At 42.8% G+C, this 16148-nt stretch carries 13 protein-coding genes; 8 read left to right on the top strand and 5 right to left on the bottom strand.

Annotation, left to right across the window (positions count from 1 at the left end):
* Window positions 1-94: 94 nt before the first annotated feature.
* On the top strand, window positions 95-754 hold the full coding sequence (gene narL / locus QJS82_RS08005) for a two-component system response regulator NarL (RefSeq protein WP_201624899.1): 660 nt from the start codon (window positions 95-97) through the stop codon (window positions 752-754).
* Window positions 755-961: 207 nt separating this feature from the next.
* Here narL and QJS82_RS08000 read toward each other — a convergent pair whose 3' ends face one another.
* Window positions 962-2443, bottom strand: a complete 1482-nt coding sequence (locus QJS82_RS08000; RefSeq protein WP_281490128.1) for an MFS transporter — start codon at window positions 2441-2443, stop codon at window positions 962-964.
* Between the two features lie 297 nt (window positions 2444-2740).
* On the opposite strand from QJS82_RS08000, the gene QJS82_RS07995 reads away from it, so the two are divergent.
* The 3 genes from QJS82_RS07995 to QJS82_RS07985 all read left to right on the top strand — a co-directional run bounded on the left by QJS82_RS07995 (window position 2741) and on the right by QJS82_RS07985 (window position 7045).
* Window positions 2741-3169 carry a TehB family protein gene (locus tag QJS82_RS07995; RefSeq protein WP_281490127.1) on the top strand — a complete coding sequence of 143 codons (429 nt, stop codon included), beginning with the start codon at window positions 2741-2743 and terminating at the stop codon, window positions 3167-3169.
* A 133-nt stretch (window positions 3170-3302) separates the two neighbouring features.
* Window positions 3303-4220 (top strand): HpcH/HpaI aldolase/citrate lyase family protein, encoded by a 918-nt coding sequence (locus QJS82_RS07990; RefSeq protein WP_281490126.1) that lies wholly within the window; start codon window positions 3303-3305, stop codon window positions 4218-4220.
* A 551-nt stretch (window positions 4221-4771) separates the two neighbouring features.
* Entirely contained in the window at window positions 4772-7045 is a 2274-nt protein-coding gene (locus tag QJS82_RS07985; protein WP_281490125.1) for a nitric-oxide reductase large subunit, read from the top strand.
* 63 nt (window positions 7046-7108) lie between these two features.
* Here QJS82_RS07985 and QJS82_RS07980 read toward each other — a convergent pair whose 3' ends face one another.
* Window positions 7109-8410 (bottom strand): IS4 family transposase, encoded by a 1302-nt coding sequence (locus tag QJS82_RS07980; RefSeq protein WP_281490124.1) that lies wholly within the window; start codon window positions 8408-8410, stop codon window positions 7109-7111.
* Window positions 8411-8927: 517 nt separating this feature from the next.
* Here QJS82_RS07980 and QJS82_RS07975 point away from each other — a divergent pair.
* From QJS82_RS07975 to copM, 3 genes are all read left to right on the top strand, one after another.
* Entirely contained in the window at window positions 8928-9923 is a 996-nt protein-coding gene (locus tag QJS82_RS07975) for an IS4 family transposase (RefSeq protein ID WP_348651563.1), read from the top strand.
* Window positions 9924-10060: 137 nt separating this feature from the next.
* Entirely contained in the window at window positions 10061-10738 is a 678-nt protein-coding gene (locus QJS82_RS07970) for a DUF411 domain-containing protein (protein WP_438655888.1), read from the top strand.
* A 303-nt stretch (window positions 10739-11041) separates the two neighbouring features.
* Window positions 11042-11806 carry a CopM family metallochaperone gene (gene copM, locus QJS82_RS07965; RefSeq protein WP_281490123.1) on the top strand — a complete coding sequence of 255 codons (765 nt, stop codon included), beginning with the start codon at window positions 11042-11044 and terminating at the stop codon, window positions 11804-11806.
* A gap of 158 nt (window positions 11807-11964) precedes the next feature.
* On the opposite strand, the gene QJS82_RS07960 is transcribed toward copM, so the two are convergent.
* Window positions 11965-12480: a hypothetical protein gene (locus tag QJS82_RS07960; RefSeq protein WP_201618804.1), complete on the bottom strand. Its 516-nt coding sequence runs from the start codon at window positions 12478-12480 to the stop codon at window positions 11965-11967.
* Window positions 12481-12848: 368 nt separating this feature from the next.
* Between QJS82_RS07960 and recJ the strand changes: the two genes are divergently transcribed.
* Window positions 12849-14705 carry a single-stranded-DNA-specific exonuclease RecJ gene (gene recJ, locus QJS82_RS07955; protein ID WP_201618803.1) on the top strand — a complete coding sequence of 619 codons (1857 nt, stop codon included), beginning with the start codon at window positions 12849-12851 and terminating at the stop codon, window positions 14703-14705.
* Between the two features lie 18 nt (window positions 14706-14723).
* Here the strand turns inward: recJ and QJS82_RS07950 are convergent, their stop codons facing one another.
* Both QJS82_RS07950 and QJS82_RS07945 read right to left on the bottom strand, forming a co-directional pair.
* Window positions 14724-15386 (bottom strand): trimeric intracellular cation channel family protein, encoded by a 663-nt coding sequence (locus tag QJS82_RS07950; protein WP_201618802.1) that lies wholly within the window; start codon window positions 15384-15386, stop codon window positions 14724-14726.
* A gap of 123 nt (window positions 15387-15509) precedes the next feature.
* A complete protein-coding gene (locus QJS82_RS07945) occupies window positions 15510-16145 on the bottom strand; it encodes a trimeric intracellular cation channel family protein (protein ID WP_201618801.1) in 636 nt (211 codons plus the stop codon).
* Window positions 16146-16148: the final 3 nt, after the last annotated feature.

Here is a 16148-nt window from a genome sequence, read left to right as displayed (position 1 = left end):
ATTTCTGCTAAGCAGTTTTTAAGCATTGTAATCCTGAATTATTAAATTTAAATCATTAAATTTTTGTACCATTTTTTTAATTTGTGAGTATGTTATGAGCACCAAAGTTTATACCAGCACGTCGCCTGCGCGCCTATTATTGGTTGATGACCATCCGATGCTACGCCGCGGCATATCTGAGTTATTAAGTCTTGAAGACGATGTCAAAGTCGTTGGCGAAACCAGTAATGGTCAAGAGGCATTAGCATTTTTAGAAAATAATGACGTCGATTTGGTGATACTTGACCATAAAATGCCGGTGCTCACCGGAATCGAAACTTTACGAGAAATCAAAGCCAGAAACATCAATACCAAGACCGTATTGTTCACCGTTTCTGATAGCGGTGAAGACGTACAGGAGGCGTTAAAATTGGGCGTCGATGGTTATCTGCTAAAAGATATGGAGCCTGAGCTGATTATTATTGATATCAGAAAAATACTGCGCGGCGAATTGGTTATCAGTCCCAATCTAGCCTCGATACTTGCTCAAACGTTGCGCACACCCAGTATCCAAGATATCGCCAGTAATCTGACCAGCAGAGAGTTACAAGTTATTCAGATGATTGCTGAGGGGCTGAGTAATAAGATGATTGCCAATAATTTGGATATTGCCGAATCAACGGTAAAGGTACACGTCAAGCATATCCTCAATAAAACCGGTCTGCGGACACGGGTAGAAGCGGCGGTATGGACGGTTAACCATTTATCTAAGTAGCCATTTATCTAAGTAATCATTTATCTAAGTAATCATTTATCTAAGTAATCATTTATCTAAGTAATCATTTATCTAAAACTAAAAACCCACCTAACAATATGCTAGGTGGGTTTTTAGTTTTGGACATCACAATCTGAGAGTATGATTGTTATGTCTTAGTTTTTGATATAAGCATTAACGGCTAATATCAGCTTTTAGTACTTATTTCTAGTACTTACTCTCTGCCGCAATTTGACGATCAACGGATGACATTTTATATTCATCACCAAAGGCGTCTTCTGGTTCTGCCAACCAGAAATAACAGACAACCCATGCAATCAGCGCACCAACTGCAATGATATAAAAGAACTGATTGGGCTCTACAAAGGTGTAAATAAATAAGTAGAATACCGCGCCAACGTTACCATAAGCGCCTGCCATGCCTGATATTTGACCGGTCAAACGACGTTTAATTGAAGGAATAATTCCAAAGGTCGCGCCTTCTGCCCCTTGTACAAACACCGAGCATAGAATGGTAAAGACCACGGCGATAAATAGCGGCCATTCGGCATTAAGCATGCCCATCAGCGCAAAACCAATGCCAATACCGAACATATAAATCAGCATCACCAAACGACGATTACCGACTTTATCAGAGATATAACCGCCAAGTGGCCGCGCCCATAAGTTAACAAAGGCAAAGGTAGAGGCAATCAAACCAGCCGCCGTCGGGTCAAGTTTCCAAGTCGCAGCAAAGAACATCGGTAGCATAGAAACCACCGCCAGCTCTGCGCCAAAGTTAGCAAAATAGCTGACATTCAGCGCCGCCACCGATTTAAAGGGGTATTTATCGTCTTCTGGAATACCAGCTTTAAGCATGGGCACATTGACACTGATGGCTTTATAAATCTGATAAATGACCATCAATACAATCACGCTATAAGCAATGATAGCGCCCGTGGCACTCAAAAACCCCATCGCTTGGGTGCGATACACCAGCAATCCCAATACACCGTATAAAGGAACGATAAATAAGCAATATAACCACAAGTCTTTCCAAGTCGACACTTCTAACGCGCCAGCTTTACGGGATTTTTTATGCGTACCGACTTCCGGTCCATCGGTGATTAAAAACCAATAAGCCACGCCGTATAGCGCCATTAATAGACCAGATAGTGCAATTGCCCAGCGCCAGCCATCATCGCCGCCAAAAAATTGTAAGGCTACGGTTGGAATGGTAATCGCCGCTGCCGCTGAACCAAAATTTCCCCAGCCAGCATAAAAGCCTTCAGCAAAGCCAATGTCTTTTGGTTTAAACCATAACGCCGTCATATGAATACCGACGACAAAACCTGCACCGACGATAGACATGAACAAGCGCGAAACGAATAGTTGCATGGCAGAGTCGCCAAACGCGAAAAACCACGTCGGTATCGCCATCACCACCATTAATATAGAAAACACGCGACGCGGACCAAAACGGTCCAATGCCATGCCGACGATGACGCGCCCCGGAATCGTCAACGCGACGTTGGCAATTAAAAATAATTTGATGTGATCAGGGGTTAAATAGCTTTCTGTCTGTAGCATCGAGGTTGCCAGCGGTGCCATATTAAACCAGACATAAAAGGTCAGAAAAAAAGCAATCCACGTATAGTGTAGCGCCCTTATCTCACGGCGTTCAACCTCGAGTAATTCTTTTGCATGCATGATAATGTCCCCATTATAAATTCTGATGCCGGTAATGGGCACAAGATAGCAATAAAGGGGGCGTCATAACTATTGAGCGAAAGCAGTATAGGGTCTACTTTCTATACTACTTAATGGGGAGTAGGCAGGCATTTTCGGGCGTTATATTTTTATTAATAATCAAACTCCTACAAGGCTGGTAAAGCCTTTTAAAAAGTGCTATTTTATATTAATGATAATTATTCTCAATTGAATATTAACCTTTAAGGCAGATTGAGAAATAAAATCTATATTAAGCAAACTAGCCAAGGAGTTATCATGAGTGCCACTACGAATACTAAAAATACCACTAGCACCACCAATCCCAATCCCGTCATTCCAAGCCATTGGAAAATAAAACGTTCAACCCATTTCTTCACCAAAGATAAAGTGCCTAACGCCTTGTTAACCCATCACAATACGGCGGAAGGCGTCTACGGACAAATTTGTGTCATGCAAGGGACGGTAACTTTTTATGGCTTTGCTGATGAAGCGGCCACTGAGCCTGAAAAAACAGTGGTTATTAACGCTGGACAGTTTGCGGTCAGCCCGCCTCAATATTGGCACCGCGTAGAATTAAGTGACGATGCCCAGTTTAATATCAACTTTTGGACAGAAGGTGATAGCGGTAATAAATCACTGTTTAATAGCTCGAAAATCCATAGTAAACCTATCGAGAAGTTATTTGATAAACCAGAGGAATCTTAATCATCTAGGTTAGCTATACAGTGATTGTGCTATGACAAGCGCTTTTGTCATGGCACAATAATGCTAAATGTTGCTAAGATGATTATTTACCTATTCATCTATTTATTTACCTATCTATCTATGGGAACTAAGCATGTCAGCTTTTAGCAATCAGCCTGTCAATAAAAACACGAGAAGCGATACCCATACTGAATCGCAAAATTACCGAGTAATGATTGAATCGCTTGCGGCTACCAAGACATGGTTATTTGTTCCTGCAACGCGAATAGATCGGGTAGCAAAAGCCTTTGCTAGCGGGGCTGATGCGGTGATTGTTGATTTAGAAGATGCGGTTGCGCAAGTAGATAAAGCCCAAGCTCGCGTAGCACTAAAAGCATATTATGATGCTGAGCATGACGCTAAAAGCTATCGTCCGATTTGGCTACGTATTAATCAAGCGAGCAGTGCAGAATTTGTTAAAGATTTAGCGCTATGTCAACAGCTGCCTAAGTTAGCAGGTGTATTACTGGCAAAAGCAGAGCAGCCAGCAGATATCGAAAGGGTGTATCAAGAAACGGGGCTGCCCGTGATTGCGTTGATAGAAAATGCTATGGGCTTATACTGTATTGAAGATATGGCAAAAGCTTCAGGGCTGCTTGCATTTAGCTATGGTTTTTTAGATTTATGCAATGATTTACAAGTGCAAGTGGGTACAGCATCAGCGGATATTATTGCCAATCAAATTCGTTATCAGCTTATCCTGACCTCAAAAGTCCACCAACTGCTCGCGCCGATTGATAGTGTGTATGCAGATTTTAATGATAATGAAGGGCTGCATCATCGTGTGCAGCTATGGTCGCAGATGGGCATGTCCGGCATGCTTTGTATCCATCCTAAGCAAGTTGACGTCGTCAAGCAGTCACTACAACCAACGGTTAGTGAGCTTGAATTTGCGCAGCGCGTGGTCGCAGAATATGAGCGCAGTGGGCAGGCAGTCTTTAAAGTTGATGGTAATATGGTTGATGCGCCGGTGATTGAGCGTAGTTATCAGGTGTTATCAAGCGCTAAATAATTAGCACGATATTGGTTTTAGAGTAATTTAACCACGTACCAGATAGTTCAATGCTATCTGGTTTTTTTATGCCTATTTATTATGCACAATCCCTTAACTGGCTTTGAGATTCGCCCCAGTATTTTGAAGATTTATAGCGAATTTAATAGGTTGTTTTATAAAGAATGAGCGGTACAGTTTATTATGATTATAAGAATAAATAGAAATAACTCTTAACATTCATATTAAATGAATGTTATTATGTTTCCAGTTTGATGCTAGATGTAAATACTCATCAAATACTTTTAGCCATCGAAGCGATAAAGTCTATCAATGGGTCAGTGAGGTAATCTTAAATTTAAGCCATTAACCTTGACTCTTATCTAAATATCAAGACTAAGACTAAGGTAGTAGGCTTAATATTTGCAGAACTATTAATCAGAGCTATCAATAGACTTATCGCAACGGGCAACATTATTTTTTTCATTTTTGGAATCATGACGCTTATAAAAATTCATTTAAAATGAATTTTTAAGTGTTCAAATCATCTATCTAGCCAGTAGGAGCAAGATATGGGCGAGTACAAGAAGTATTGGTGGGGCTTAATCGCCGTCCTCGTGGTTACCTTTACCTTTTTAGGTTGGGGCGGCGTGGAAGTGTATCGTACCGCACCTCCTATCCCTGATCAGTATATTGACAGCAATGGGAAGGTTTTAATCACAGAAGAAGATATTTTAGATGGTCAATCTGCTTGGCAGCGTACCGGTGGTCAGCAGCTTGGCTCAGTGCTCGGGCATGGTGCCTATCAAGCGCCTGACTGGACGGCAGATTGGTTACATAGAGAGCTTGTCGCTTGGTTGGACATCAGGGCACAAGAGTTATATGGGCATGATTTTGCCGCCACCACAGACGATCAAAAAGCGGTGCTCAATGCGCAGTTGAAAAAAGAATATCGTGGTAGCAATACCAATGATAAAAATCAAGTGGTGTTATCAGATACACGTATCGCCGCCATCAATGAAGTCGCGCCTTATTATATTGGCTTGTACGGTAATGAGCCGTCCTTGCAAAAGTCGCGTGAAAACTTTGCCATGAAAAACAATACCTTGGCGGACATTGAAGACAGACAAAAACTGACCAACTTTTTCTTTTGGACCACGTGGATGGCGTCTACCGAACGTCCGGGTACCAATGCCACTTATACTAATAACTGGCCGCATGAGCCGCTAATTGATAACGTCCCAACCTCAGAAAATATCATGTGGTCTATCGCCAGTGTAGTGTTCTTAATTGCTGGGGTTGGATTCCTTATTTGGGGCTGGTCGTTTTTACGTAAAGAAGAAGACGTCAAGGAAATCACACCAAACGCTGACCCATTAACCAAAATAGCGTTAACGCCGTCGCAAAAAGCCTTGGCAAAATACGGCGTTTTAGTCATGGGGTTGTTTGTTTTTCAGGTATTTATTGGCGGTTTCGTCGCGCATTATACCGTTGAAGGACAAGAGTTTTACGGTATTGCCGTCGCCGATTACTTCCCGTATTCGCTGGTGCGTACGTGGCATATTCAGGCAGCACTATTTTGGATTGCTACTGCTTTCTTGATGGCAGGGTTGTACTTAACGCCGCTTATCAATGGTGGTAAAGATCCTAAATACCAAAAATTGGGCGTAGATATACTTTGGGTGGCTTTAATTATCGTCGTCGTTGGCTCATTTATTAGCCAATACTTTGCCATTGCTGGCATTATGCCGGCGAAATACAACTTCTGGTTTGGTCATCAAGGCTATGAATTTATTGACCTTGGTCGCTTCTGGCAGATTTTAAAATGGGTCGGTATATTGTTCTGGTTGGTATTAATGACCCGTGGTTGCTTACCAGCATTTAAACAACCGGGCGATAAAAACTTATTGGCAATCTTCTTTGCATCAGTCGTTTGCGTTGGTTTATTTTATGGTGCTGGCTTGTTCTACGGCGAGCGTACACATTTAACCATCATGGAATACTGGCGCTGGTGGGTGGTACATTTATGGGTAGAAGGCTTCTTTGAAGTATTCGCCACCGTATCATTGGCTTTCATTTTCTATAACTTAGGCTTGGTTAATAAAAAAATCGCCACTGGTTCTGCCATCGCTTCTGCGGCGCTATTTATGCTCGGCGGTGTACCCGGTACCTTCCACCATTTATACTTCTCAGGCACAACCACGCCAGTTATGGCAATCGGCGCCTCATTTAGTGCCTTAGAAGTGGTTCCCTTAGTTGTACTAGGTTATGAAGGGTATGAGCATTGGTCTATGCAGCGTCAAGCGCCATGGATGGATAAGCTCAAATGGCCTATCATGTGTTTCGTTGCGGTCGCGTTTTGGAATATGTTGGGAGCAGGCGTGTTCGGCTTTATGATTAACCCGCCTGTGTCACTGTTCTATTTACAAGGGTTGAATACCACAGCCGTTCACTCACATGCCGCTTTATTTGGGGTCTATGGGTTCTTAGCAATCGGCTTTGTCTTACTGGTCATGCGTTATATTCGTCCAGACTATGTGTTTAGTGAAAACCTTATCAAAACCGGTTTTTGGGCGCTAAATGCAGGCTTGGTATTGATGATTGTCACCAGTTTATTACCGATTGGTATTTTCCAAGCGCACGCATCAATGACCGAAGGCTTATGGTACGCTCGTAGTGAAGGCTTCTTACAACAAGATTTCTTACAAACACTGCGTTGGATTCGTACCTTTGGTGACGTGGTCTTGATCACTGGTGCTGTTTGTGTGGCATTGCAGGTGGTTAAGTTTGCCTTTGCAAAACCCTCACATTCAAACTACCAACCTGAAAACCCTGTAAATGATTAATATCTAAGTCATTAACAAGGTTAAAGAATGAAAAGGCTCTGCAATGGCAGTAATGCCAGTCAGTTAAGGCTGACTGGTATTTTTTTTGGGATATTTTTGTGGTTTACCCTTAACCACCCTCGGGCAAGATCGCTTTCTGCGTTCAGGAATGACAAACAATTTTCCTTCCTCTAAAACTGCATCTAACAACTTAGGGAAGAGTCCTGCAGCCTGTAAAGGCGCAAACCGTAACAGATCAACAATCGTAATAGACGCCATATGAAAGCTAATTCGTAGAGGGCTAACCTTAGCTCTAACTGCCATATAGCGCATCAAACGTCTTATCAGATTATAAGCAATCATAAGCCCCCAGAACTCTTGTAACACAAGCTGTGGCAGCTTACTTCTTAACAACAGCCCCTGCTGTAGATCAGACTTAATTTCCCTAAAAGCCATCTCGATCTCCCAGCGCTGCAAGTACAGCTGTGCCACTTTATCCTTAGTAAAGCGTTTATCATCTATTAAAGAGGTGATGTATCGTCTTGTCTTACCCTCATAACTACACTCAATTAATCGAGCTTGCCAAGTATCGGGTAGGTTTGGATTTTTCTTTTGAGCTTGGGGAGAAACCGGCATTTGTATCAAGTAGTCCCCTTCACTAAAGGTTTCAATTACACTGTAACGCAAATTATCTTTAGCCCGCATGAGCCAGTGACTGTTTGGATGGGTTTGTTGCCAACTAATCAGTAGGTCTGCTGAGAAATAGGCTCTATCAAAGAGCGTAATGCTGTTGTCTTGAATATTTAGCTGACGGGCTAATGTGATCTCTCCTTGACCCATATCTCCAAGGGTTGTGTCAATGATCTCATGCGTGTCAGTATTGATCAGGCATACCGAACGCATTTGGGGATAGGGCGCCTCTTTAGTTCTGCCTTTGCTTGAACTAAAGTACTGAAGGTTCTCATCAGTATAGGGTAGTGAGTATACGACACCGTCTACAGCTTGGACGCTAAGTCCCATAAAGTCTTGCTGCTCGGCTCGTGATTCTGTTTGGTAGTGAGCACTTAGTTGATGAAATAGCTGCTTTAGAGGCTCATGCCCGAGGCGTTGTCTTGCTTGTACCACTGCACTGGGTACGCAGGCCTGTGAGTCTATATTAAGCCGCATCTGCTCTGTGATATACCAAATTGAACGGTTTCGATATAAAGCTGTGCCGATGACTATCCAAACAACGTGTTCGGCAGGTAGCTTACGCCTTCTAATGCTCGCTTTGCCGGTATACTCTAAAGCTTGCTGTATCCACTCAGGGTCTATTAATTCACTAAATTGTTCTAGGGTGTCTGGAATCCTTTTATGCGTCTCATTAATAGCGTCTTGTAGTCTCATAGTAAAATAGCCCATCTACTTATTAGATGGGCTATTTTATTACTTTTATTGAGTTTTTGCCTTAACTGACTGGCATTACTGCAATGGCAGGGCTTTTTTAGGGTTTAAATAAAGGTGTTTTCTAATAAAAAATGGCTAATGAAAAGCGGTTAATGAAAAGGCGGTTTAACTTCAGACTCTTTGCTTTTTTTTATTATGCTAGTGCGGTTGCGATATGGCTGGATTTTCTGCCATCAATCATAAAGTAATGTGAGCGCTATTCCTATGCTAAGCTGGCAAGATGACAAAATTGTCATCTTAGCGTCATCTGCTTGTCAGACTGACATTGTTATACTTTTTATCTCTGCACACGACAAAAAAAACAAAAAAGTCTGTTAAAGCAAAGGCATAATAGTAATTTTCAAGACGAATCAGACCATGCCAAACTTTAACAGACTTAGTGAAACTTTAACCCAAAACCTGAGTATGAACAAGGCAAGAATCACATGTTTGAGCCTAATGATAATAGCCCTGATTACTGCTCAAAGCAGTAATCTTAAAAAAAATAGCAAGACACCTCCCTAAGGGTGGCAAGACCGACAGTCACTATCGCAGACTACAGCGATTTTTTGCCGAAGCCAGGATAGACTACGATCAACTGGCTTTAATGATATATCGACTATTTGGGCTAGGCAAAGTCACCTTAACCATTGACCGCACCAACTGGAAATGGGGTAAAAGTAACCTCAACATCTTTATGCTAGGGGTGGTATATAAAGGGATAGCCATCCCCTTATACTGGCAAATGCTAGATAAGCGAGGTAATACAAACCATCTTGAACGCTGTGAACTTATTGAGCGGTTTATCAAACAATTTGGCAAAGATAACCTTGAGATGATAGTAGCAGACAGAGAGTTTGTTGGCGAAAAATGGTTTAACTGGCTCACCAATAATCACATACCCTTTGCCATACGGATTAAGAAGAACAGTAAAGTTAGGAATCATCATGGCAAGCTGGTACAGATTAAAGAGTTATTGCGCCATGTTAGCCATCAAGAAACATATCGACATGGGCGAATACTGACTGTCGATGGTTGTTTGGTTCGAGTATTTGCCAAGCGTGATAAAGACTACGGTTTAGTGATTGTCGCAACCAATCAACTAGAAACAGTGGATGCGATGACAAGCTATGGCAAGCGTTGGGAAATTGAGACTTTATTTGCTTGTCTAAAGGGGCGTGGCTTTAATCTTGAAGATACCCACTTAACCCATCTTGATCGGGTCAGTAAATTAGTCGCAGTGAACGCCTTAGCATTTTGTTGGGCTTATCATGTCGGTATTTATAAAGACAAAGATAAGCCGTTAAAACGCAAGTTGAAGTCAAACGCTCGACCTCAAGCCAGTTTGTTTGCGCTTGGCCTGGATATATTGATTGAAGGCCTTCGCTTGGTGTTTTTTAATAATGATAAGACTGTATTTCGACAGTTAGTTAGCTTTTTAACCCCTAAACCTATGAAAATCGGGTGGGGATGATTTTTTTTGTCGTGTGCAGAGACTTTTTATTTAATATTTTAATGCTAGAGCTTTATTGCTCTAACTATTACTACAACTATCAACGCCATGCATTTCTAAAAATACCTGCCATTTTTATCATTAACGAGATATTTACTATGGTTATCCTTGCCACTAAATTTAGTCGTCAGTTTAAATCGCGCCAGCTAAAACCTAATCAGCTCGTAAAGACAGCCCTACGCGGCAGCTTTATAATATTAGCGGCGTCGACACTTTTTGCCTGTAATCAAGCAGATACTAATGCTGATAGCAGTGCCGCTGATATGAACTCGGCGCAAACCCAAGTTTCGGTGAATAAGACGTCGGCGGATAATTTAGAAAACACTAACCAGTCTGCTACGATAAATGCTAAAGCCCAACATTCTGATTTACTCAAAAACGTTTCAGCGACCGTCTATAAAGATGTCAATTGTGGCTGCTGTAAAGACTGGATAGAGTATGCGCAAAATCATGGCCTTACAGCGACAAGCCAGCATCCAAAAGATTTGTCATTATTCAAAGACCGTTATGGCGTGCCGACAGAGATGCGCTCGTGCCATACTGCGGTCACAACCGACGGTTATGTATTTGAGGGGCATGTACCAGCTAAATATGTCGCTCAGTTTTTAGCCAATCCACCGGCACAAGCCATCGGGCTTGCCGTGCCTGGTATGCCAGTCGGCAGTCCGGGTATGGAATATCAAGGGCAATTTGCACCTTATCAGATTATGCAAATAAACAAAGACGGTACAAACCAAGTATATGCAGATATTGAATCTGCTGAGCAGCAGTTATAAGCTCATACAATATGAAACTTATTAAAGAAGCTAATAAAAGAAGAAGTACCTTTTGCAATAGGTTGACTTTTAAATAGCCTAAGCAATATAAAGGCAGTCATAACAACAATCATAACGACCTGAGTCGTGTAGAGGAAGACTGCTTTATGAATCATTCAAAACAAGAAAAAATGAATCCATAGGTAGAATTCTCACTGATGACTCTAACGTAGCGGCGTTTAGCACATTCGTTTAATAGTTTTTTATTGGTAAATCTTAACTGATTTACCATTTTTTATTGTCTACTTACAAAAAGGATATACCATGAAAATCACTCATCATTCACGTCTTGTTGTTCTCACCGCTAGTATCAGTGCGGCATTGCTGCTTAGTGCCTGTCAGCCTACCAATGACAAAGTTGAAACTGCACCTGCTACAGAAGAGACAGCGGTAGTTAATGATACTGATAATGTTAACGATACTGCAGCCGCCACAGATCCACACGCCGGTCACGATATGTCAGCGGGCACGATGGCAGGTGCTGAACATATGACGCCGATGCATCAAGCGTACAATGACTCTATGGCAAAGATGCATGACGAGATGATGGTCGGGATGGAGTATAACGATCCAGATGCCGCCTTTGCCAAAGGGATGCTAGGTCATCACATTGGCGCCGTTGATATGGCAGAGATTCAGCTGAAATATGGTACTGATAAAGAGATGCGCCAGCTGGCACAAGACATCATCGATGCTCAACAAGCAGAAATTGAGCAAATGCAAACGTGGCTAGCGAGTCATCCTGATGCAGCTGAAGCCACACCCGATACCAAAGCCATGCAACAAGCCTATGCCGACGGTATGGACGCCATGCATGATGAGATGATGGCGGGTATTGCTGATCCTAATCCTGATATGGCCTTTGCACGTGGTATGTTGCCGCATCATGTTGGCGCGGTTGATATGGCAAAAGTACAGCTGAAATATGGTAAAGATGCCGAAATGCGTAAGCTAGCGCAAGCTGTTATTGACGCTCAGCAGTCTGAGATTGAGCAAATGCAAAACTGGATTGCCAAACAAAGTGGTTAGAAGTTTGGTGTAAAAAGTAGCTAGAAGTTTGCCATAATATACTGATTATGTAATTAAATTTAAATAGAAAACCCAGCTAAGAGATTCTTAGCTGGGTTTGTTTTTTAGCTTATTATTAAGTTATTAATTAGTTATTAAGCTTTCGATTTGTTATGCTTTTAGACGTTTTTACCATGTTGCTTTTGCTGAATATCTTTTGCCAAGTTATAGCATTCATTGATATGGTCGGTAGCGATTTTTTTGAAAATCATATAACCCATGGTTGCCGCAACCATTTGTCCGCCAAGTGGAATAAATTTGGTCACTTGCTTGGCTGCGATACGACCACCAAAGCCTTGGACGGTTTTTTTCACGATACCACGTGTCGCCATTAAGCCTGCAAAGTCGACGGTACGGTCTTTTAGCGCCGCCCAATGAATGGCACGTGACTCTAAATCAATGGCAGATTGACGACCTTCAATCAGACCAAAACGTTCGCTAATCTCAGGTAACAGCATGGTTAGCATGCTGGCATCAACTGCCACGTCAAAAAATGGTACTGGAACGATGGCAACACCCGCTGACAGCTTGGCGCGTTTTTTGACCAATTTTTCGCAGTCTTTTTTAACTTGTTCAAGATCTAGATTTGGATCGATGGTATTAGGCAGTTTTTCAGCAAGTGGAGTGGTTTTCATAAAGCGTCCTTAAAATGTTTAAAAAACAGAAAATGGTTAATATATTAAAAGAAAAAATTGCAAAATGATAAGTATCTTATGATTTTCTAATAAGTCATCTTAGATGTTTACCATTTTATGGATTTATACGCCCCATACAATCATTGCTTTGTAGCAAAATGCAGAAAATTACAGTCACTCTGCACCGTTTTTGTAAATAAGTAACGGCTTAGCAAGCAGGGATTTAGAAATGAGCCGCTTCGAATCTTTGTGTGGCATGCATGGAATATAAGTTACGCCATCAGACCTACCAACGCAATCGTTAAACCTAGACGATAGTACTAAAAATTCCCATTGTGGCTATCTGCCAAAGCCAGTAGAATACCAACATGCTAAATTTAACCCCCCGTTATACCAGCACTCGCATCGACGAGTTGCCCGCCGCGTTGCAACCACTTGCCGCCCAATCATTTACCCTTGCTAGGCTTTATGCTGGTCGCGGTATCACTGCGCCTGATGAGCTTGAAATAGGACTGTCTGGTTTACTGCCAGCCGAAATGCTGCATGGCGTCACGGAAGCGGTGCGTCTATTAGATGTCGCTATCGATGAAGGGCAGCGTATCTTAATCGTAGGTGATTTTGATTGCGATGGAGCAACCAGTACCGCATTGATGATGCGTGCGCTGACAAAGATGGGCGCAGTCGTTGATTTTTTAGTACCTGACCGTTTTAAATATGGTTATGGTCTGACGCCAGAGATTGTCGAGTTAGGTATCAAGACTTATAAGCCCGACATGATTGTGACGGTGGATAATGGTATCTCAAGCCACGACGGTGTGGCGCGGGCGCAGGCTGATGGTATCACTGTTATTATTACTGACCATCACCTGACCACCAAAGAGACACCGCCTGCCGAAGCGGTGGTCAATCCCAATCAGCTCGGCTGTCACTTTAGCAGTAAGGCATTGGTCGGCGTTGGCGTGGCGTTTTATGTGCTGGGACGCTTGGCAAAATTACGCCGCGAAGCAGGCAAGTCTAGCGTGCAAGTCAGTCAGTATTTGGATTTGGTCGCGCTTGGGACGATTGCCGATGTGGGCGTACTTGATAAAAACAATCGCATTTTAGTCCATCATGGGTTAAATGCCATTCGTCAAGGGCGCTGCTCGCTTGGCATATTGGCATTGCTTGAACAAGCAGGTCGTGACCCTAAGCAATTACAGGCGCAGGACTTTGGTTTTGTTTTAGGTCCGCGTATCAATGCCGCTGGGCGTATGGACAATATGCGTATCGGTATCGAGTGCTTATTGACCGATGACTGGAGCACCGCACAGCGTTTGGCACAAGAGCTCGAGCAGCTTAACCGTACCCGCCGTCACGTCGAAGGCGAGATGCGCGCGCAAGCAGATAGCATTGTGCAAGCGTTAGCTACTGCTGAAAATGATAATGATGTTAATACTGCTGATGTTAATAATAGGGCTGACGAGAGCGATGAAATTCTTATTCAGCCTAAAACTGAGAAACAGGCGGCTGATAATCAAAACCGCAGCATCATTTTATATCAAGACGATTGGCATCAAGGGGTTATCGGTATCGTCGCTGGTCGTTTAAAAGAAAGTCACTATCTGCCCAGTATCGTTTTTGCGCCAGCGGATACAGAACGCACGGGTGACGACGATGCCATCAAAGGCTCGGCGCGCTCTATCGCAGGCGTGCATATTCGTGATGCGATTGAGCAAGTGGCCGAACGTTACCCTGATTTAATCAGCCACTTTGGTGGTCATGCTATGGCGGCAGGTTTAACCATTAAACGGCGTCATTTCGATGGCTTCGTAACCGCGTTTAACGAAGTGATGGCGCAGATGGATGAGGAAGTCTTTGCCGAGCAGAAATTTACCGACGGACCCTTGCAAGCGGCTGACTTTAGCTTGTACTTTGCAGAGCATCTAGCGAATGCCAGTATATGGGGTCATGGCTTTGCGCCGCCGATATTTGACGGCGTATTTGAGGTATTGAGCTTTAAGATATTAAAAGACAAACATCTTAAATTGTCGTTACGTTATCCTGAGGTGCAATATCCGATTGAGGCAATCCAATTTAATTTTGATAGTAGTGCTTGGGATTACCGCGCCGAAAAAGTGCATGTATTATTTCAGCTAGACATTAACGAGTGGAACGGTAAACAAAGCCTGCAGTTGATGGTCAAAGATTTGGCGCTGGTAAAAGAGACAGTAGAGGAAAGCAAGTAGTTGCTAGGCTTGAATACTTTAATATTTCCATTCAATGGTTGGAAATTGCCAGTCATAACGAATGGCAAGCATCCGCAAAGTAAAAATCGTCGCCATTGCTGAGATATCGGCAATCCAAGCGCTTACGCCAAGATTGTGCAGGGCAAAATAAAGAATGCCGCCCGTTAAAGACGCACTAATATAAATCTCTTGCTGTAGCACCAACGGAATCTCATTACAAATCATATCGCGGATGATACCGCCGACAATAATCGTAATCACCCCGAGTAATAATGCCACCGGCACATTCGCGCCCATACTATCAGCAACCTTGATGCCGATTAAGGTAAAGGCTGATAGCCCAATGGTATCGGAGAGCTTAAGGAATTTATCAACGCGCCTAGAGTTGGGATGAAAGAATATCTGCATCACCAGCGAAGAGATGGTGATAACCGTCAAATAACTCATGTCTACCATCCAAAACAGCGGATGACGATCCAAAATTACATCGCGCACCGTACCGCCGCCGATGGCAGTCACAATCGATACCAGTAAGCAGCCAAAGACATCAAATTTCTTATGCTTGGCCAATATCGTTCCTGAAATACTACAAGCGACAATCCCAATCATATCAAACAGATAAATCAGCGAGCGCGGGTCAAAAGTAGTAATCAATTCAGAATCTAAAGCAATGGTGAGCATGCGTTTTTCTCATTAAAGCCCGGATATTAAAGCCCTGATATTAAAGCCCTGATATTAAAGCACTGATATTAAAGCACTGATATTTTTTCGGCCATGATGATAAGCGGCTAAACGACTAATTCGTTAATCGACCAAGCGAATAGAAGGCAGGTGCCAATCGAATTTAAGCGCCAACATACGCACGGCAAAGATGATAAATAACATCATAAACTCATTGGTAACCGCGTCAACGCCCCAGTAATCAAGCGCCAGATAAGTTACAGACCCTGCAATACTGGCAGTGATATAAATCTCACGCTGTAGCAGCAGAGGTATCTCATTACAGATAATATCACGTAATAAGCCACCAATAATCGCCGTCCAAACTCCCATCATAACCGCAATAACCGGCGACACATCTTGCGCCAAAGCCACTTTAAAACCAATCACACTAAAAGCCGCCAGCCCAATCGCATCAAAGAACTTAAGCGCTTTATCAATCTTATGATACAAATGAAAGAAAATTTGTAGAATAAGGGAGGTGACGGTAATGACGATGACATAGTTAAGGTCAGTCATCCAAAATAGCGGATGGCGATCTAGCGCCATATCACGTAATGTACCGCCGCCAATGGCATTGACCATAGAAACCAAAATACAGCCAGCAATATCAAAGCCTTTATGCTGCGCCAGCAAAGTGCCCGCAATGGCACAAGCAATGACGCCCACCATATCCAATAAATACAGCAGAATATCAGGAAAAATAAAGTTACTTATCATGAT

Origin of the sequence: Psychrobacter maritimus, assembly GCF_029953575.1 — a bacterium.
Lineage (GTDB): Bacteria > Pseudomonadota > Gammaproteobacteria > Pseudomonadales > Moraxellaceae > Psychrobacter > Psychrobacter maritimus.
Note: the sequence above shows the minus strand (reverse complement) of the source record. Positions and strands in the feature narration are given on the sequence as shown.

Excerpts from the sequence above, each read along its gene's own strand:
- QJS82_RS07960 (WP_201618804.1), bottom strand. The coding sequence starts at position 12,480 with ATGAAAACCACTCCACTTGCTGAAAAACTGCCTAATACCATCGATCCA.
- recJ (WP_201618803.1), top strand. The coding sequence starts at position 12,849 with ATGCTAAATTTAACCCCCCGTTATACCAGCACTCGCATCGACGAGTTG.
- QJS82_RS07985 (WP_281490125.1), top strand. The coding sequence starts at position 4,772 with ATGGGCGAGTACAAGAAGTATTGGTGGGGCTTAATCGCCGTCCTCGTG.
- QJS82_RS07990 (WP_281490126.1), top strand. The coding sequence starts at position 3,303 with ATGTCAGCTTTTAGCAATCAGCCTGTCAATAAAAACACGAGAAGCGAT.
- QJS82_RS07970 (WP_438655888.1), top strand. The coding sequence starts at position 10,061 with ATGGTTATCCTTGCCACTAAATTTAGTCGTCAGTTTAAATCGCGCCAG.
- QJS82_RS07950 (WP_201618802.1), bottom strand. The coding sequence starts at position 15,386 with ATGCTCACCATTGCTTTAGATTCTGAATTGATTACTACTTTTGACCCG.
- QJS82_RS07945 (WP_201618801.1), bottom strand. The coding sequence starts at position 16,145 with ATGATAAGTAACTTTATTTTTCCTGATATTCTGCTGTATTTATTGGAT.
- narL (WP_201624899.1), top strand. The coding sequence starts at position 95 with ATGAGCACCAAAGTTTATACCAGCACGTCGCCTGCGCGCCTATTATTG.
- QJS82_RS07995 (WP_281490127.1), top strand. The coding sequence starts at position 2,741 with ATGAGTGCCACTACGAATACTAAAAATACCACTAGCACCACCAATCCC.
- QJS82_RS08000 (WP_281490128.1), bottom strand. The coding sequence starts at position 2,443 with ATGCATGCAAAAGAATTACTCGAGGTTGAACGCCGTGAGATAAGGGCG.
- QJS82_RS07980 (WP_281490124.1), bottom strand. The coding sequence starts at position 8,410 with ATGAGACTACAAGACGCTATTAATGAGACGCATAAAAGGATTCCAGAC.
- copM (WP_281490123.1), top strand. The coding sequence starts at position 11,042 with ATGAAAATCACTCATCATTCACGTCTTGTTGTTCTCACCGCTAGTATC.